Consider the following 15,304-nt stretch of genomic DNA (forward strand, 5'->3'; position numbering starts at 1 on the left):
TCATCGGTTCGTTGTCTGGCGCAGCAGCATGGTGCCACCGCGCTGGGTAAATTCAAGTTTGTTCAGGGCGCTCATGCCGAGCAGCACCTGATCGCCATGCAGCCCCGGCGCCACCAGTGCGCGGACATCCCGCAGCACGATGTCGCCCAGTTGCAGGCGGTCGATTTTTGTACGATAGCCCTGGCTCAGGCCGTTGGCCGTGCTCAGGGTCACACCGAAACCTTCTTCCAGTTTCAAGCGTTTGGCCAGATCCGCCGGGATCGCCACATCGGTGGCGCCGGTGTCGAGCATGAACTCCACCGGTTCCCCGTTGATCTGGCCGCTGGCGACAAAATGCCCTTGGGCGTTGCCGGCCAGTTGCACTTCGATCACCCCGTCATGCTGCTCGGACGTGACCACGACGTTCGGATTCTGCTGCCGTTCTTCCCACTGGCCGAAAAACCGCGTGGCCAGAAACAGCCCCGCGCACCAGGCCAGAATCATCAACACCCGACCGGCGCGCTTGCCCGGCGGTTGCTGACTCACGGCTTGGCGCTCCAGCCACCTTCAGGCGCGGCGAAACGCCAGACGATCGGCCGAACCTCACCGTCGGCCCGCGGGCCGAAATTATTGTCGACGCCGACCCACGCACCATCAGCATCAACGATCAATGCCTCTTCCAACCCGAAGTTCTGCGAATAACGGCGGTTGGCCTGCAACAGTTCAGCAGCGTACGACCAGCAACGCTCGACCTTGGCAGTCTGCGCATCGCGCCGACAAATCTGGAAGGCGTTGCGTTCAAGGGTAAACAATTTGCCGTTGAACAACGAAAGGTCGGAAAAGTCGCGGTCGACCGCTTTGGCGTGCGGGAACTGCGGCGGCTGCATCTCCTTGCCGCCCTCGCTGAGCAGCACGCAACGACCGTCGCAATCCCACACTGTCTGCTGACGCTTGATCAGCAGCAAGCCGCGGTTTTGCCGTTCGCCGGCCAGCCACATCTGATCGCCCGCCGGGTTGATCGCCAGACCTTCGAAGATCGCATTGAAATGCAGGAGCATGCCACTGGCCCGCGCTTCGCGAACCATCATCGGCGAAATCTTCAGCCAGTTGACCGGGCCGCTGACGGGCACCTGCAAGACCGCCGCGTGGCCCTCGCTGACAATGTAGCGATTGCCGGTGCTGTCGCAGCTGATGCCTTCGAAATCGAGGTCGCCACCGCGCACGAACGACGCGGCCCAATTGCGCGAGCGCAACCCCCACGGCAAACCAGTCTCCGGCACTGGCGGCACGTCGATGTGCAAGGCTTCGGCCTGCCAGACCTGATCGGCGGTATTGAGCCGATAGATCTGATCGTCATCACGGTCCGACACCGCCCACAACTCGCTGCCACACATGGCCAGCCCCGACAGGTTGCCGCCGCGCATGCCGTCGACCGGGTGTTCGGAGAGCACGCGCAGCTCCTGCAGCGGTTCGGCCGACACGCTCATCGCACTCAGCAGCAAGGCACCCGCCAAGGCCCAGCCAAACCGCATCAGGCCAGCACCTCGGCGAGGTTGCCCTTGGATTCGAGCCAGGTCTTGCGGTCACCGGCGCGTTTCTTCGCCAGCAGCATGTCCATCATTTCCGAGGTTTCGGCGAAATCGTCGCCCAGCGTCAACTGCACCAGACGTCGGGTGTTCGGGTCCATGGTGGTTTCACGCAGTTGCGGCGGGTTCATTTCACCCAGACCTTTGAATCGGGTGACCTGCGGTTTGCCGCGCTTCTTCTCGGCCACCAGACGGTCGAGAATCCCGTCGCGCTCGGCTTCGTCGAGGGCGTAGTAGATCTCTTTGCCGAGGTCGATGCGGTACAGCGGCGGCATCGCCACGTAGACGTGACCGGCATCCACCAGCGGGCGGAAGTGCTGGACGAACAACGCGCACAGCAGCGTGGCGATGTGCAGACCGTCGGAGTCGGCGTCGGCGAGGATGCAGATCTTGCCGTAGCGCAGCTGGCTCATGTCCGCCGCGCCCGGATCGACCCCGATCGCTACGGCGATGTTGTGCACTTCCTGGCTGGCGAGCACTTCGCTGCCGTCGACTTCCCAGGTGTTGAGGATCTTGCCGCGCAACGGCAGGATCGCCTGGAATTCCTTGTCCCGCGCCTGCTTGGCGGAACCACCGGCGGAGTCACCCTCGACCAGGAACAGCTCGGAACGCATCGGGTCCTGACCCGCGCAGTCAGCCAGTTTTCCCGGCAGCGCCGGCCCCTGGGTGACGCGTTTGCGCTCGACCTTTTTGCTCGCCTTGAGGCGGCGACCGGCGTTGTTGATCGCCAGTTCGGCCAGCGCCAGACCGGTTTCCGGGTTGGCGTTGAGCCACAGACTGAACGCGTCCTTGACCACACCGGAGACAAACGCCGCCGCTTCACGGGACGACAGGCGCTCTTTGGTCTGGCCGGAGAATTGCGGTTCCTGCATCTTCATCGACAGCACGAAAGCGATGCGCTCCCAGACGTCTTCCGGCGCCAGCTTCACGCCGCGCGGCAGCAGGCTGCGGAATTCGCAGAACTCGCGCATCGCATCGAGCAGGCCCTGACGCAGACCGTTGACGTGGGTACCGCCCTGCGCCGTCGGGATCAGGTTGACGTAGCTTTCCTGCACCGCGTCGCCACCTTCCGGCAGCCACAGCAGCGCCCAATCGACCGCTTCCTTGTTACCGGCGAGGCTGCCGCAGAACGGCTCGTCCGGCAGGCGCTCGAATTCGCTGACCGCGTCCACCAGATAGGAGCGCAGACCGTCTTCGTAATGCCACTCGACTTTCTCGCCGGTGCCTTTGTCTTCGAAGCTGACCAGCAGCCCCGGGCACAGCACAGCCTTGGCCTTGAGCACGTGCTTGAGGCGGCTGATGGAGAATTTCGGTGAATCGAAGTATTTCGGGTCCGGCGCGAAGTACACGCTGGTGCCGGTGTTGCGCTTGCCGACGGTGCCGACGATTTCCAGCTCGGTGGCCTTGAAGCCATCGGCGAAGGTCATCTGGTATTCGTTGCCGTCACGCTTCACGCGCACCCGGACTTCGGTCGACAAGGCGTTGACCACGGAAATACCCACCCCGTGCAGACCGCCGGAGAACTGGTAGTTCTTGTTGGAAAACTTGCCGCCCGCATGCAGCTTGGTGAGGATCAGCTCGACCCCCGACACACCCTCTTCCGGGTGGATGTCGACCGGCATGCCGCGACCGTCGTCGCTGACTTCCAGCGAGTGATCGGCGTGCAGAATGACCTGCACCGATTTGGCGTGGCCGGCCAGGGCTTCGTCGACACTGTTGTCGATGACTTCCTGGGCGAGGTGGTTCGGCCGACTGGTGTCGGTGTACATGCCGGGGCGTTTACGCACCGGGTCGAGGCCCGAGAGGACTTCGATGGCGTCGGCGTTATAAGAGCTAGCGCTGGGAGTGGCCATAGGGTCTCGTCGTCAGTGATTCAATGAAAAAGGGGCAAGACTTCACAGTGCGGTGAAATCGATTGCCTGATACAAATCGGCGCCAATGCCGGCAAAACTCAGCAACGCCGGCAATTGCCCGGCAAAACCCTGGAAACCATGGTCGCCGCCGGCCTGAATGCGCAGAGCACAGGCCCGGTAATACTGCTGGGCGAGGCGATAATCCAGTGTTTCATCGCCGGTCTGCAACCACACCTGATAACGCTGTGCATCCACGGGCGCCGGCACTTCCAGCTCGGCCAGGGCCGTCACATGGTCGCGGGTCAATTCCCAGGTCTCATCGGTATACAGGTTTTTCTGCGTGCCCAGGTATCCGTCGAACATCCGGTGCGGGCTGACCGCCGGGTTGACCAGCAGGGCTTTCAAGCCGTGGCGCTCAGCCAGGTGAGTCGCATAGTAGCCGCCGAGCGAGCTTCCCACCAGCAACGGCCGGCCCAGCTCGGCAATCGCCTGCTGCAACTGACCGATGGCTTCTCGCGGGTGGTGATGCAGCGCCGGGACACGCAATTGGTCGCTCAAACCCAGCCGCTCCATTACCTCGACCAGCTGACAGGCCTTTTTCGAAGCCGGGGCGCTGTTGAAACCGTGGATATAGAGGATCGAACCGGACATTTGAGCTCCCTGAGTGTCGGCGAAAGATAGCGGAGTTTACAGGGAGAAAGCCCCTCACCCTAGCCCTCTCCCGGAGGGAGAGGGGACTGAATGGGGGATATTCAAGAGCTACACCGACTTGAGCGAGTTTCAGCGAATCCATAATAGACACATTCTTTCAGGTCGATGGATAACGCCAGACACCTCGGTCAGCTCCCTCTCCCTCCGGGAGAGGGCTGGGGTGAGGGGCTCTTGATCGAAATCAGTAGCCTTCGGAGCCGTAATCGACGGTGAATTCGAAGTCGGTAACCCGTTCGACGCCGGTTTCCAGCCGTCCATCCGGCAACAGCCGCAACCAGCGATATCCCGGCGCCTGCTCGCCCACCTTGAAGTCTTCACTCCCCGGTTCGAACTGAATGCAGGTCGAAGGCGAGGCCATCAGCCGAACGCCGTTGCGCTCGCGGTCGAATTCCTGATGCACATGCCCCCACAGCACTGCGCGGGCCTGCGGAAAACGATCCAGCACCGCGAAAAACGCTTCCGGGTTACGCAAGCCGATCGGCTCCGCCCACGCGCAACCGATCGGCACCGGATGATGGTGGAAACACACCAGATGATGGCGCTGCGGGGCTTCGCTCAGCGAACGTGCGAGCAACTGCAACTGATCGTCCTGCAGATAACCCGGCACAGAACCCGGCACCGCCGAATCGAGCAAGGTCACCCGCCAGTTACCGATGTCCACCACCGATTCCAGCAATGCGCTTTGCTCCGCGGCCTCGGCCATGATTCGCGGCTCATCGTGATTGCCGGGAATCCAGCGCGCCGGCGCACTGATCTGCCGCGTCAGGTCACGAAACTGTCGATACGACTCGAGGGTGCCGTCCTGGGAAATATCCCCCGTGGCCAGCAGCAGATCAATCTGTGGCTGCTGACCCAGCGCCAGCTCGATGACCTTCTGCAGGCTCTCGCGGGTGTTCATGCCCAGCAGCGTGCCGTCCGCCTCGGCGAACAGATGACTGTCGGATAACTGCACCAGCAACGCCGGTTCGGCGGTGGTCAATGTGGATACGCTCGGCAAGGCGTTCTCCCAGGGCAAAAGCACGGAATCGGTTGAGTGGCGCAATTATGCTGGGGGATGACACAAAGAGGAAACCGACGAACCGGACGCAGTTCACAACTAGCGTACGACTTCGTACTCGTGCCCCAGGGCCAGACAATGGCTCAGCCATTCCCCCAGGAACAGATTGAGCTGGGCCTTTTCATCCGGCTGATGCATCGCGGCGTTCGGGTAAGGATAGATGCCGCGAAAGCGTCGTGCATGTTCAGCGCTGATTACCTCGGCCATGCGCGCGTCGTGGTAGACCTGCACTTCCAGCTGCGGCACCGGCAGCCACGGCAGACTGTGTTCCTGACGCACCTGCAAGGTGGTGGTGTACGGACAGGTCTGCAGCACTTCGAGGGCCAGCACGCCGAGCATCTGCTCGCCCTGGGTCACGGCGATGCGCCGCGCCTCGGGTTCGTTGCGCATGTCCGGCACCAGTCGCATCAGGCGCGCGTAGTTGGCCTCGCAGGCAGCTTGCAGCCCCGCGAGGTCGACTCGATAACGATCGCGCAGCTTGTTTACGACCATAACCCCCTCACTTCGGCGCGGTTCAGCGCCAGCCATTGCAAGGCGATGATGCTCGCCGCGTTGGCAATGCGTCCGTCACGGACGGCCTGCAAGGCATCTTCGAACGCCCAGACCGTGACGCGGATATCTTCTGCTTCTTCCTCCAGCCCATGCAGGCCGCCTACGCCGTCGGTGCTGCAGTGCCCCAGGTACAAATGCACGAATTCATTGCTGCCGCCCGGCGACGGAAAATACTTGGTCATCGGCCACAAGGACTTGATGTCCAGTCCAGCTTCCTCCTGCGCCTCGCGGTGAGCAACTTCTTCCGGCACTTCAGCCTTGTCGATCAGACCGGCGACCAGTTCGACCAGCCACGGGTTGTCGGTCTTGCCCATGGCGCCGACGCGAAACTGCTCGAGCAGCACCACTTCATCGCGCTGCGGATCGTAGGGCAGCAGGCACACGGCATCGTGACGCACGAAGACTTCGCGGTTGATCTCGCGACTCATGCCGCCGGCGAACAGCTCATGGCGCAGGTGCAAACGGTCGAGCTTGTAGAAGCCCTCGTAGCAGCGCTCGCGCTTTACAACATCGACGGTGGCCGGAGTGGCGTTGGCTAAATCAGTCATGAGCATCCTCTCTACTGCAAATCCGATTCGAGGTTGCTTTGGGTGACTGGCAACCTCGACTTCGCGCCATCCTAACGCGCCCGCGATGATTGATGCAGCCCCTTTACCGTCAGCGGGATGGACGGTGGAGGCGAAACCCACTCTAATTAGCTTAGTGGCGAACTGACTGCCTCGACGAGAGTCGAAGCGGATAACTTTTTGCCTTCCTCTGTTTCACAAAGGACGCCCATGTCGCTCTTCAAAATTGCCTCCGTGGCCGCCATCGCCCTGACTCTTGGCGCATGCTCGAGCCTGTTCCAGCCCAGCTACCGCACGCCGCTGGAAACCACCCGCGATGCGTCGGAAACCCTGAAACCCGGCTGTTCCGGCCCGGACTGCCCACTGGTAAACATCGATACCCTGCGCTTCCCGGCTGAGCCGGCACTGGATGGCATCATTGAAAAGCGTCTGCTGCAAATGACCCGCAGCGAGCCAAATGCGCCGGTGGCACCAACGCTGGCCGCCTATCGTGATCAGTTCCTGCGCACCGCCGACCCACACTACGGCAGCTATTTGCAGGCCAAGGTACGTGAGCAGCATGACGGCTTGGTGATCATCGAGTTGTCGAGCTACCTCGACACCGGTGGCGCTCATGACACACCGGGGCGCGGCTTCATCAACTATTCGCGTCAGCAGCACAAAGTGCTGAGCCTGTCGGACATGTTGCTGCCGGGTCAGGAAGAAATGTTCTGGAAAGCCGCACAGGTAGTGCACAACAGCTGGCTGATCAACACCAGGCTCGATCAGGAACCGGAGTTCGTGAAGAATTGGCCATTCGTGAAAACCCCGAACGTGGCCCTGACAACCGGCGGCGTGGTGCTCAAGTACAACGTGAGCACCATCGCGCCTTACGCGCTGGGCCTGATCGAAATGACGATCCCTTACTCGCGCCTGAACGGCATCCTCAAGCCCGAGCTGTTTCCGGGCCGTAGCTGAAGGCTCGGCCGAGCACCAGCTGTAGCAGCCCTGCCAGCACCAGCGCCGGCAGGGTCGCGCCGACATCCGGATACAGATTCGCCAGCAAGTGGTAGGTGCTGATACCGCCCAGCCACGCCAACAGCGCCGGCCAGCGCAACGCGGCCGCAGCGACCTGGCCCCGGCGCTTGCGCAGGATGAAGTGATCGACCAGCACCACGCCGAACAGCGGCGCGAACACCGAACCGATCAGCAGCAGGAAGTTCTGGTACTGCGCCAGTGGCGCCAGCAGCGCGATCAGGGTGCAGAGCACGCCGATGGCCAAGGCCAGATGCTCGACTTTCAAGCGCAACAGAATCCCGCTCGACACCGCCGCCGAGTGAATGTCGGCGAAGGCGTTTTCCGACTCGTCCAACAGAATCAGCAACAGCGGAATCCCCAGGCCAGCACCGGCCAAAGCCAACAGCAACGCGTTGACTTCACCGCTCGGCGCGAACGCCAGGGTGTAGGCCACGCCGAGGGTCATCAACCAGAAATTGCCGATGAAGAAACCGATGGCGGTGCCACCAAATACGTTCTTCGCGCGCTTGCCGAAACGCGAGTAATCGGCGATCAGCGGCAGCCACGACAACGGCATCGCGATGGCAATGTCGAAGCCCACGGCGAAGGGCATCGAACCGTCCCCGGTACGCGCCCAAAGCGCAGCCAGATCGGCCTTGGCGAACAGGTTCCAGGTCAGCCAGATGCAGGCCGCGAGGATCAGCCAGATGCCCCATTTACGCAGGATCTTGCGCACGAACGTCAGCGGCCCGCTGACGGCGAGCAGGGTCGCCAGCGCACCAAAGCATAAGGTCCAGAGCATCGGACTGGCCCACAGCGAACCTTCGCTGAACGCACGGGTGCCGAGCAGACTGGCCGCATCACGCATGACGATGATTTCGAACGAGCCCCAACCGATCAGTTGCAGCAGGTTGAGCAGCGCCGGCAGGCCCGCGCCTTTGCTGCCGAGGCTGAGTTTCAGCGCGGCCATCGACGACAGGCCGGTGTCGCTGCCGATCACCCCGACTGCTGCCAGCAATAGCACGCCGACCAGGGTGCCGAGGAAGATCGCCAGCAGTGAACCGGACAGGCCGAGACCGGGCGCCAGCAAGGCACCGGTCTGCAACACCATCAGGCCGATGCCGAGGGAAAACCACAGGGAAAACAGATCGCGACCGCCGAATACCCGCTTGTCGGCGGGTACGGCGAGGTCGGGGGAATAAGTGCTGGGTTGAATGCTCAAGGGTGTTATCTCGGAGGAGTATTTTTGTCATTGAGATCCTTGGCGCCTGTTCTGACGCCTTCGCGAGCAAGCCCGCTCCCACACTGATCTCCCGTGAACACAAGTTTTGTGTACAACTGGATTCAAATGTGGGAGCGGGCTTGCTCGCGAAGAGGCCAGCACAGACACCGCAGACTTCAGGTCAGATCAAACCTTCTTGTACAGCTGACTGCCTTCCTTCTTGAACCGCTCGGCCTGTTCCGCGAGGCCTTGGGCGACATCCACGTCGACCGCGTCGATCCGCTGGTTGGCCGCGTATTCGCGGACTTCCTGGGTGATCTTCATCGAGCAGAATTTCGGCCCGCACATCGAACAGAAGTGCGCGACCTTGGCCGAGTCCTTCGGCAGGGTTTCATCGTGATACGAACGGGCAGTGTCCGGGTCGAGACCGAGGTTGAACTGGTCTTCCCAACGGAATTCGAAACGCGCCTTGCTCAAGGCGTTGTCACGAATCTGCGCGCCCGGATGGCCCTTGGCAAGGTCGGCGGCATGGGCGGCGATCTTGTAGGTGATGATCCCGGTTTTCACGTCATCCTTGTTCGGCAGGCCGAGGTGTTCCTTCGGCGTCACGTAGCAGAGCATCGCGCAACCGAACCAGCCGATCATCGCCGCACCGATACCCGAGGTGATGTGGTCGTAACCCGGAGCGATGTCGGTGGTCAGCGGGCCGAGGGTGTAGAACGGCGCCTCGTCGCAGCACTCCAGCTGCTTGTCCATGTTCTCTTTGATCAACTGCATCGGCACATGGCCCGGGCCTTCGATCATGCACTGCACGTCGTGTTTCCAGGCGATCTTGGTCAACTCGCCGAGGGTCTCCAGTTCGCCGAATTGCGCTTCGTCGTTGGCGTCGGCAATCGAGCCCGGACGCAGACCATCACCCAGCGAGAAGCTGACGTCGTAGGCCTTCATGATTTCGCAGATTTCGTCGAAGTGGGTGTAGAGGAAGTTCTCTTTGTGGTGCGCCAGGCACCACTTGGCCATGATCGAACCACCACGGGAAACGATGCCGGTCACACGCTTGGCGGTCAGCGGCACGTAGCGCAACAGCACGCCGGCGTGGATGGTGAAGTAGTCGACGCCCTGCTCGGCCTGTTCGATCAGCGTGTCGCGGAACAGCTCCCAGGTCAGGTCTTCAGCGACGCCGTTGACCTTCTCCAGCGCCTGATAGATCGGCACGGTACCGATCGGCACCGGCGAGTTGCGGATGATCCACTCGCGGGTTTCGTGGATGTGTTTGCCGGTGGACAAGTCCATCACGGTGTCCGAACCCCAGCGAATGCCCCAGGTCAGTTTCGCCACTTCTTCTTCGATGGACGAACCCAGGGCGCTGTTGCCGATGTTGCCGTTGATCTTCACCAAGAAGTTACGGCCGATGATCATCGGTTCCAGTTCGACGTGGTTGATGTTGGCCGGAATGATCGCGCGACCACGGGCGATTTCTTCGCGGACGAACTCGGGGGTGATTTCTTTCGGGATGCTCGCACCGAAGCTGTGACCGGCGTGTTGCTGGGTCAACAGGCCGGCGGCGCGGGCCTCTTGCAGCTTCATGTTTTCGCGGATGGCGACGTATTCCATCTCGGCGGTGATGATGCCTTTGCGCGCGTAGTGCATCTGGCTGACGTTGGCCCCGGCCTTGGCCCGGCGCGGGTTGTTGACGTGAGCGAAACGCAGTTTGGTCAGCTCCGGGTCAGCGAGGCGTTCCTGACCAAAGTTCGAGCTCAAGCCTGGCAGACGCTCGGTGTCGCCACGGTCGTCGATCCACGCCGAACGCACGTCGCCCAGACCTTTGCGTACATCGATCACCACGTTCGGATCGGTGTACGGACCCGAGGTGTCATACACGGTGACCGGCGCATTGATTTCGCCGCCGAAGTCAGTCGGGGTCACATCCAGGGTGATTTCGCGCATCGGCACGCGGATGTCCGGGCGCGAGCCCTGAACGTAGACTTTCTGCGAACGAGTGAAGGGTTGAACGGACTGTTCATCGACCTTGGCCGAGTCACTCAGGTTGATCGCGTTTTTTGATTTTGTCGTCATCACGGGCTCTCCAGACAGCATCCAGCAGTGGATTGTCGGAGCAGAACCTGAAAGGCACGGACGCACCAGGACTGGTGCTGTGCATCGTCGTCGAGCGTTCGATTGTCGAACAATTTCCCGGACGAAGCACAAGAGGACTCGCCGGGTGACGAGAAATCTTGTTCCCTACGCAGGCGCTAACCTGATCAGGTTCAACGGGATCCGAAATTATTCGATCTCAGCCTCATAGCAAGGCACCCCGACAAGAACCCGGCCAGTCTAGACACAACCGGCAAAGAACGCCAACACCGCAGCAAACACCTTGATGAATGGCGTAATTAGCGGGACTTGCAGGATTGTTGCCGCACGTTTGCACAACTACACTCGCTGTGCCTTGCGCGCCTTGACGCTGCCGGGGCCGCGCCGTAGCCTTGGCGCGCACATTATTTTCATAATATTTTTTGCTAGGGATCGCCTCATGCTGCGCAAACTTTCACTGGCTCTTGCCGTGTCTTGTGCGTCCAACGCAATGGCCTGGGCAGCAGAAGCGCCCTTGTCGACCAAGACCGATCTGGTCAGCGTCTATCAGGAAGCGGTCGACAACAACGCCGATCTGGCCGCCGCCCGCGCCCAGTACGGTGCACAGAAAGAAGTGGTGCCACAGGCCCGCGCAGGGTTGCTTCCCAACTTGTCTGGTGGCGCCGAAGTGGCGGACGTGCGCACCTCGATCGACCAGCCTTCGGCCATTGCCAATCGCAGCGCGCACTCCTATCAGGCGACCCTGGCCCAGCCATTGTTCCGCGCTGATCGCTGGTTCCAGTACCAGGCCGCCAAGGACGTCAACGAACAGGCCGCCCTGCAACTCTCGGCCACCGAGCAGAACCTGATCCTGCAATCGGCGGAAAGCTACTTCAACGTGCTGCGCAGTCAGGACAACCTGGCCTCGACCAAAGCTGAAGAAGCCGCGTTCAAGCGTCAGCTCGACCAGTCCAACGAGCGCTTCGACGTCGGCCTGTCGGACAAGACCGACGTGCTGCAATCGCAGGCCAGCTACGACACCGCGCGCGCCAACCGCATCGTTGCGCAGCGTCAGGTTGACGATGCGTTCGAAGCGCTGATCACTCTGACCAACCGCCAGTACAACTCGATTCAGGGCATCGTTCACACGCTGCCGATCCTGCCGCCGACGCCAAACGACGCCAAGGCCTGGGTCGACACCGCAGGCAAACAGAACCTCAATCTGCTGGCGAGCAACTTTGCGGTCAGCTCCGCCGAACAGACCCTCAAACAGCGCAAGGCCGGTCACCTGCCGACCCTCGATGCCGTGGCCAAATACGAAAAGGGTGACAACGACGCCCTCGGCTTCGCCAACCCGAACGCCTTCGGTACTCCGTACGGTGGCAACGTCGAGCAAAGCACCCTGGCCCTGCAACTGAACATTCCGATCTACAGCGGCGGGCTGACCAGCTCGCAAGTGCGCCAGTCCTATGCGCAGCTGGATCAGAGTGAGCAACAGCGCGAATCCCTGCGCCGGCAAGTGGTGGAAAACACCCGCAACCTGCATCGCGCGGTGAACACCGATGTCGAGCAGGTGCAGGCGCGCCGCCAGTCGATCATCTCCAACCAGAGCGCGGTGGAAGCCACGGAAATCGGTTATCAGGTGGGTACGCGCAACATCGTCGACGTGCTCGATGCGCAGCGTCAGCTGTACACCTCGGTGCGCAACTACAACAACACCCGCTACGACTACATCCTCGACAACCTGCGTTTGAAGCAGGCAGCGGGAACGTTGAATCCGGGTGACTTGCAGGACCTGGCGCGCTATCTGAAGCCCGACTACAACCCGGACAAGGACTTCCTCCCGCCGGATCTGGCCAAGGCAGCGGAAGCACAGCTCAAGGCGCGCCCGTAAACAGCAAACAAGATACCTGTGGCGAGGGAGCTTGCTCCCGCTCGGCTGCGCAGCAGTCGTAAACCTGGCAACTCGATGTATCAGGGCTTGGGGCAGCTGCGCTGCCCAACGGGAGCAAGCTCCCTCGCCACAGGGGTTGAGTGCAAATCAGCGAATCAACCTGCCCAGCCCATCCAGCAACCGCTGCAACGCCCCCTGATTACGGCGCATCACCGCCAGCCCGGCCTCGGCCATGCGTTGCGCATCGCGGGGTAATTCGAACAGGCGCTGCACTGCCACCGCCAGCCCTTCGGCATCATCCACTTCGGCCAACGCCCCGGCTTCGCGCAATTGCGCGGCGATGTCGAGGAAGTTGAACAGATGCGGGCCACTGATCACCGGTTTGGCCAGTGCCGCCGGCTCCAGCAGATTGTGCCCACCGTTCGGTACCAGGCTGCCGCCAACGAAAGCGCTGTCAGCCAACGCGTAGAGAAACAGCAACTCGCCCATGGTGTCGCCGAGCAGCACTGAAGTGTTCGCCTCGACATTGGCACCACTCGAACGGCGCACCGTGGCAAAGCCTTCACGCTGGCACAGCTCGAACACCGAGTTGAAGCGTTCGGGATGGCGCGGCACCAGAATCAGCAGCGCATTCGGGTAGTTCGCCAACAGCCGACGATGGGCGTCGAGCACGACCTCGTCTTCGCCTTCGTGGGTGCTGGCGGCGATCCATACCGGGCGCTCCAGCGCTTGCCACTGTCCGCGCAGCTCAGCGGCACGTTGCAGCAGTTGCGGGTCGATGGTCAGATCGAACTTGATCGAACCGGTGACTTCAACCGTCTGCGGGCGCGCGCCCAGATCACGGAAGCGCTGGGCTTCAGCCTCGGTCTGCACCGCAAAAAAACTCATCTCCGCAAGCATCGGCGCGGTCAGCTTGCTGAAACGGCCATAGCCCCGGGCCGAGCGCTCGGACAGTCGACCATTGGCCAGCGCCACCGGGATCCCGCGTTTGGCGCACTGATGGATGTGGTTGGGCCACAGTTCGGTTTCCATGATCACCGCGAGTTTCGGTTTGGCGTGATCAAGAAAACGCGCCGCTGCGCACGGCAAGTCATAGGGCAGATAGCAATGCTGGATACGCGGCTCGTTGGCGAACAATGCCTGAATCCGTTCCGATCCGGTCGGGGTCATGCAGGTCACGGTGATCGGCAGCTGCGGATAACGTTGCAGCAAAGCGCGAATCATCGGCGCAGCAGCGATGCTTTCGCCCACCGACACTGCGTGCACCCAGATCCCGCCGGGTTGCAGTGGTGGCATCCCGTAGGAGAAGCGCTCGCCAATCCGTTTGGCATACGCCGGGGCCTTGCGCGAGCGCAGCCACAGCCGAATCGCCACCAATGGCAGCCCCAGGTAAAACAGCGCGGTGTAGAGAGTTCTATTCATGGCGGCGGAGTTTATCGACTTTTGTCGCCAATCGCCCGCAAGTGCACGGCAAAACGTTCGGCCAGCCAGCGCGCCGCAGGCCCCAGGGGTTCATCCCGGCGCCAGACCAGTTCCACCACCAAGGCCGGCGGGGTCCATTCGCTGTCCAGTTCAACCATCAAACCCTGATAGGCCGAGTACTGCACCACATGCCGGGGCAGCCACGCCCAACCGAGATCGCGCACCAGCCATTCGGCCATCACATAGAAACTGTCGGCGCGCCACACTTGCGGGCTGGCCGGTTCGTTGCCGGGGTAGACGCTGGTCTGCGTCGACATCAGCAATTGCCGATGCTGCGCCAGTTGCTGGCAGGTGACGTAGGACTGCGTCGCCAGCGGATGATTGATGCCGCAGACGGTGACCATTTCCACCCGGCCCAATACCCGTCGTTCCAGCGCTTCGGGGATTTCATCGTGATAGAACAGCAGGCCCAGATCGGCGCGACGCTCGACCAGTTTGCGTGCGACTTCACCCTGGGCGGCGCTGGTCAGTTGCACTTCGAGACTGGGAAATTGCTCGGCCAGCGCATCGAAGCTTTCCACCAGTGCCTGATATGGCATCGCTTCATCCTGAGCCACGCGCAACTGCGCTTCCTGGCCGCGCATCATCGCCATCGCCCGACCGTTCAGACGCGCGCATTGGCGCAACACTTCGCGCGCCTCTTCGAGCAGGGCTTCCCCCGCTTCGGTGAGCCTGGGCTGGCGACCACTGCTACGCTCGAACAGGCTGACACCCAAATCGTCCTCCAACATGGCGATGGCGCTGCTGATCGCCGACTGCGCCTTGCGCTGCTGGCGCGCCACGGCGGAGAACGAGCGTTGCTCGGCGACGCTGACGAAGGCGCGCAGTTGATCGAGATTCCACTGAGTATTCATGCTGCAGCCCATCTTGAAAACAGATAGGTAATGACTTTACCCCATCTGGCGATCGACTAGAATGCCGCCTCAGCAAGCAACGTTTTACATGAGGATCTACACATGAACGCCTACGCCTTCCTGGCTATCGCCATCTGCGCCGAAGTGATCGCCACCGTTTCGATGAAAGCGGTCAAAGGCTTGAGCACCCCGCTGCCGCTGATTCTGGTCATCGTCGGCTACGGGATCGCTTTCTGGATGCTGACTCTGGTGGTGCGCACTGTGCCAGTGGGTGTTGCCTACGCCGTGTGGGCCGGTATGGGCATCGTGATGGTCAGCGTCGCGGCGCTGTTCATTTATGGGCAGAAGCTGGATGTGCCGGCGATGCTCGGAATGGCGTTGATCGTGCTCGGTGTGGTGGTCATCCAGCTGTTCTCGAAAACTGCCGGTCACTGATTTGAAGTAACGCACATCCCCTGTGGGAGCGGGGGGGGGGGGGG

Annotated in this window: 14 protein-coding genes and 1 riboswitch; of the genes, 3 read left to right on the forward strand and 11 right to left on the reverse strand. The window is 61.7% G+C overall.

Features of this window, described 5'->3' with window-relative positions; translation table 11 throughout:
* The 7 genes from AC27VU_RS22785 to AC27VU_RS22815 form a co-directional block, all read right to left on the reverse strand.
* On the reverse strand, positions 1-525 hold the full coding sequence (locus tag AC27VU_RS22785; protein ID WP_103485526.1) for a retropepsin-like aspartic protease family protein: 525 nt from the start codon (positions 523-525) through the stop codon (positions 1-3).
* Positions 522-1,511: an esterase-like activity of phytase family protein gene (locus tag AC27VU_RS22790; protein ID WP_488724980.1), complete on the reverse strand. Its 990-nt coding sequence runs from the start codon at positions 1,509-1,511 to the stop codon at positions 522-524. Before AC27VU_RS22790 ends, AC27VU_RS22785 begins: the two co-directional genes overlap by 4 nt.
* Positions 1,511-3,418, reverse strand: coding sequence for a DNA topoisomerase IV subunit B (gene parE / locus AC27VU_RS22795; RefSeq protein WP_003221068.1), 1,908 nt, complete (start codon positions 3,416-3,418; stop codon positions 1,511-1,513). Before parE ends, AC27VU_RS22790 begins: the two co-directional genes overlap by 1 nt.
* A 42-nt stretch (positions 3,419-3,460) precedes the next feature.
* On the reverse strand, positions 3,461-4,069 hold the full coding sequence (locus AC27VU_RS22800) for a YqiA/YcfP family alpha/beta fold hydrolase (protein WP_003221066.1): 609 nt from the start codon (positions 4,067-4,069) through the stop codon (positions 3,461-3,463).
* 241 nt (positions 4,070-4,310) lie between these two features.
* On the reverse strand, positions 4,311-5,126 hold the full coding sequence (cpdA, locus tag AC27VU_RS22805; RefSeq protein ID WP_488724981.1) for a 3',5'-cyclic-AMP phosphodiesterase: 816 nt from the start codon (positions 5,124-5,126) through the stop codon (positions 4,311-4,313).
* A gap of 99 nt (positions 5,127-5,225) precedes the next feature.
* Positions 5,226-5,678, reverse strand: a complete 453-nt coding sequence (locus AC27VU_RS22810) for a DUF1249 domain-containing protein (protein ID WP_003221062.1) — start codon at positions 5,676-5,678, stop codon at positions 5,226-5,228.
* On the reverse strand, positions 5,669-6,286 hold the full coding sequence (locus tag AC27VU_RS22815) for an NUDIX domain-containing protein (RefSeq protein ID WP_488724982.1): 618 nt from the start codon (positions 6,284-6,286) through the stop codon (positions 5,669-5,671). Before AC27VU_RS22815 ends, AC27VU_RS22810 begins: the two co-directional genes overlap by 10 nt.
* Before the next feature lie 228 nt (positions 6,287-6,514).
* On the opposite strand from AC27VU_RS22815, the gene AC27VU_RS22820 reads away from it, so the two are divergent.
* Positions 6,515-7,261 (forward strand): RsiV family protein, encoded by a 747-nt coding sequence (locus tag AC27VU_RS22820; protein ID WP_103522583.1) that lies wholly within the window; start codon positions 6,515-6,517, stop codon positions 7,259-7,261.
* Here AC27VU_RS22820 and cytX read toward each other — a convergent pair.
* Together cytX and thiC are read right to left on the reverse strand one after the other, a co-directional pair.
* A complete protein-coding gene (cytX, locus tag AC27VU_RS22825) occupies positions 7,230-8,522 on the reverse strand; it encodes a putative hydroxymethylpyrimidine transporter CytX (RefSeq protein WP_488724983.1) in 1,293 nt (430 codons plus the stop codon). The genes AC27VU_RS22820 and cytX overlap by 32 nt on opposite strands.
* Positions 8,523-8,708: 186 nt before the next feature.
* Positions 8,709-10,598 carry a phosphomethylpyrimidine synthase ThiC gene (gene thiC, locus AC27VU_RS22830; RefSeq protein WP_041065780.1) on the reverse strand — a complete coding sequence of 630 codons (1,890 nt, stop codon included), beginning with the start codon at positions 10,596-10,598 and terminating at the stop codon, positions 8,709-8,711.
* A gap of 145 nt (positions 10,599-10,743) precedes the next feature.
* Positions 10,744-10,849, reverse strand: a riboswitch (TPP riboswitch).
* Positions 10,850-11,055: 206 nt separating this feature from the next.
* Between thiC and AC27VU_RS22835 the strand changes: the two genes are divergently transcribed.
* On the forward strand, positions 11,056-12,489 hold the full coding sequence (locus tag AC27VU_RS22835; protein WP_003221054.1) for a TolC family outer membrane protein: 1,434 nt from the start codon (positions 11,056-11,058) through the stop codon (positions 12,487-12,489).
* A 147-nt stretch (positions 12,490-12,636) separates the two neighbouring features.
* Here AC27VU_RS22835 and waaA read toward each other — a convergent pair whose 3' ends face one another.
* Positions 12,637-13,911: a lipid IV(A) 3-deoxy-D-manno-octulosonic acid transferase gene (gene waaA, locus AC27VU_RS22840; RefSeq protein ID WP_488724984.1), complete on the reverse strand. Its 1,275-nt coding sequence runs from the start codon at positions 13,909-13,911 to the stop codon at positions 12,637-12,639.
* An 11-nt stretch (positions 13,912-13,922) separates the two neighbouring features.
* On the reverse strand, positions 13,923-14,825 hold the full coding sequence (locus AC27VU_RS22845) for a LysR family transcriptional regulator (protein WP_045122268.1): 903 nt from the start codon (positions 14,823-14,825) through the stop codon (positions 13,923-13,925).
* A 102-nt stretch (positions 14,826-14,927) separates the two neighbouring features.
* Between AC27VU_RS22845 and AC27VU_RS22850 the strand changes: the two genes are divergently transcribed.
* Positions 14,928-15,260, forward strand: coding sequence for a DMT family transporter (locus AC27VU_RS22850; RefSeq protein ID WP_003221050.1), 333 nt, complete (start codon positions 14,928-14,930; stop codon positions 15,258-15,260).
* Positions 15,261-15,304 lie beyond the last annotated feature (44 nt).

The sequence above is a fragment of the Pseudomonas sp. 14P5.3.2 genome (genome assembly GCF_057799175.1).

Excerpts from the sequence above, each read along its gene's own strand:
- AC27VU_RS22790 (WP_488724980.1), bottom strand. The coding sequence starts at position 1,511 with ATGCGGTTTGGCTGGGCCTTGGCGGGTGCCTTGCTGCTGAGTGCGATG.
- parE (WP_003221068.1), bottom strand. The coding sequence starts at position 3,418 with ATGGCCACTCCCAGCGCTAGCTCTTATAACGCCGACGCCATCGAAGTC.
- AC27VU_RS22800 (WP_003221066.1), bottom strand. The coding sequence starts at position 4,069 with ATGTCCGGTTCGATCCTCTATATCCACGGTTTCAACAGCGCCCCGGCT.
- AC27VU_RS22810 (WP_003221062.1), bottom strand. The coding sequence starts at position 5,678 with ATGGTCGTAAACAAGCTGCGCGATCGTTATCGAGTCGACCTCGCGGGG.
- AC27VU_RS22815 (WP_488724982.1), bottom strand. The coding sequence starts at position 6,286 with ATGACTGATTTAGCCAACGCCACTCCGGCCACCGTCGATGTTGTAAAG.
- AC27VU_RS22820 (WP_103522583.1), top strand. The coding sequence starts at position 6,515 with ATGTCGCTCTTCAAAATTGCCTCCGTGGCCGCCATCGCCCTGACTCTT.
- thiC (WP_041065780.1), bottom strand. The coding sequence starts at position 10,598 with ATGACGACAAAATCAAAAAACGCGATCAACCTGAGTGACTCGGCCAAG.
- AC27VU_RS22835 (WP_003221054.1), top strand. The coding sequence starts at position 11,056 with ATGCTGCGCAAACTTTCACTGGCTCTTGCCGTGTCTTGTGCGTCCAAC.
- waaA (WP_488724984.1), bottom strand. The coding sequence starts at position 13,911 with ATGAATAGAACTCTCTACACCGCGCTGTTTTACCTGGGGCTGCCATTG.
- AC27VU_RS22845 (WP_045122268.1), bottom strand. The coding sequence starts at position 14,825 with ATGAATACTCAGTGGAATCTCGATCAACTGCGCGCCTTCGTCAGCGTC.
- AC27VU_RS22850 (WP_003221050.1), top strand. The coding sequence starts at position 14,928 with ATGAACGCCTACGCCTTCCTGGCTATCGCCATCTGCGCCGAAGTGATC.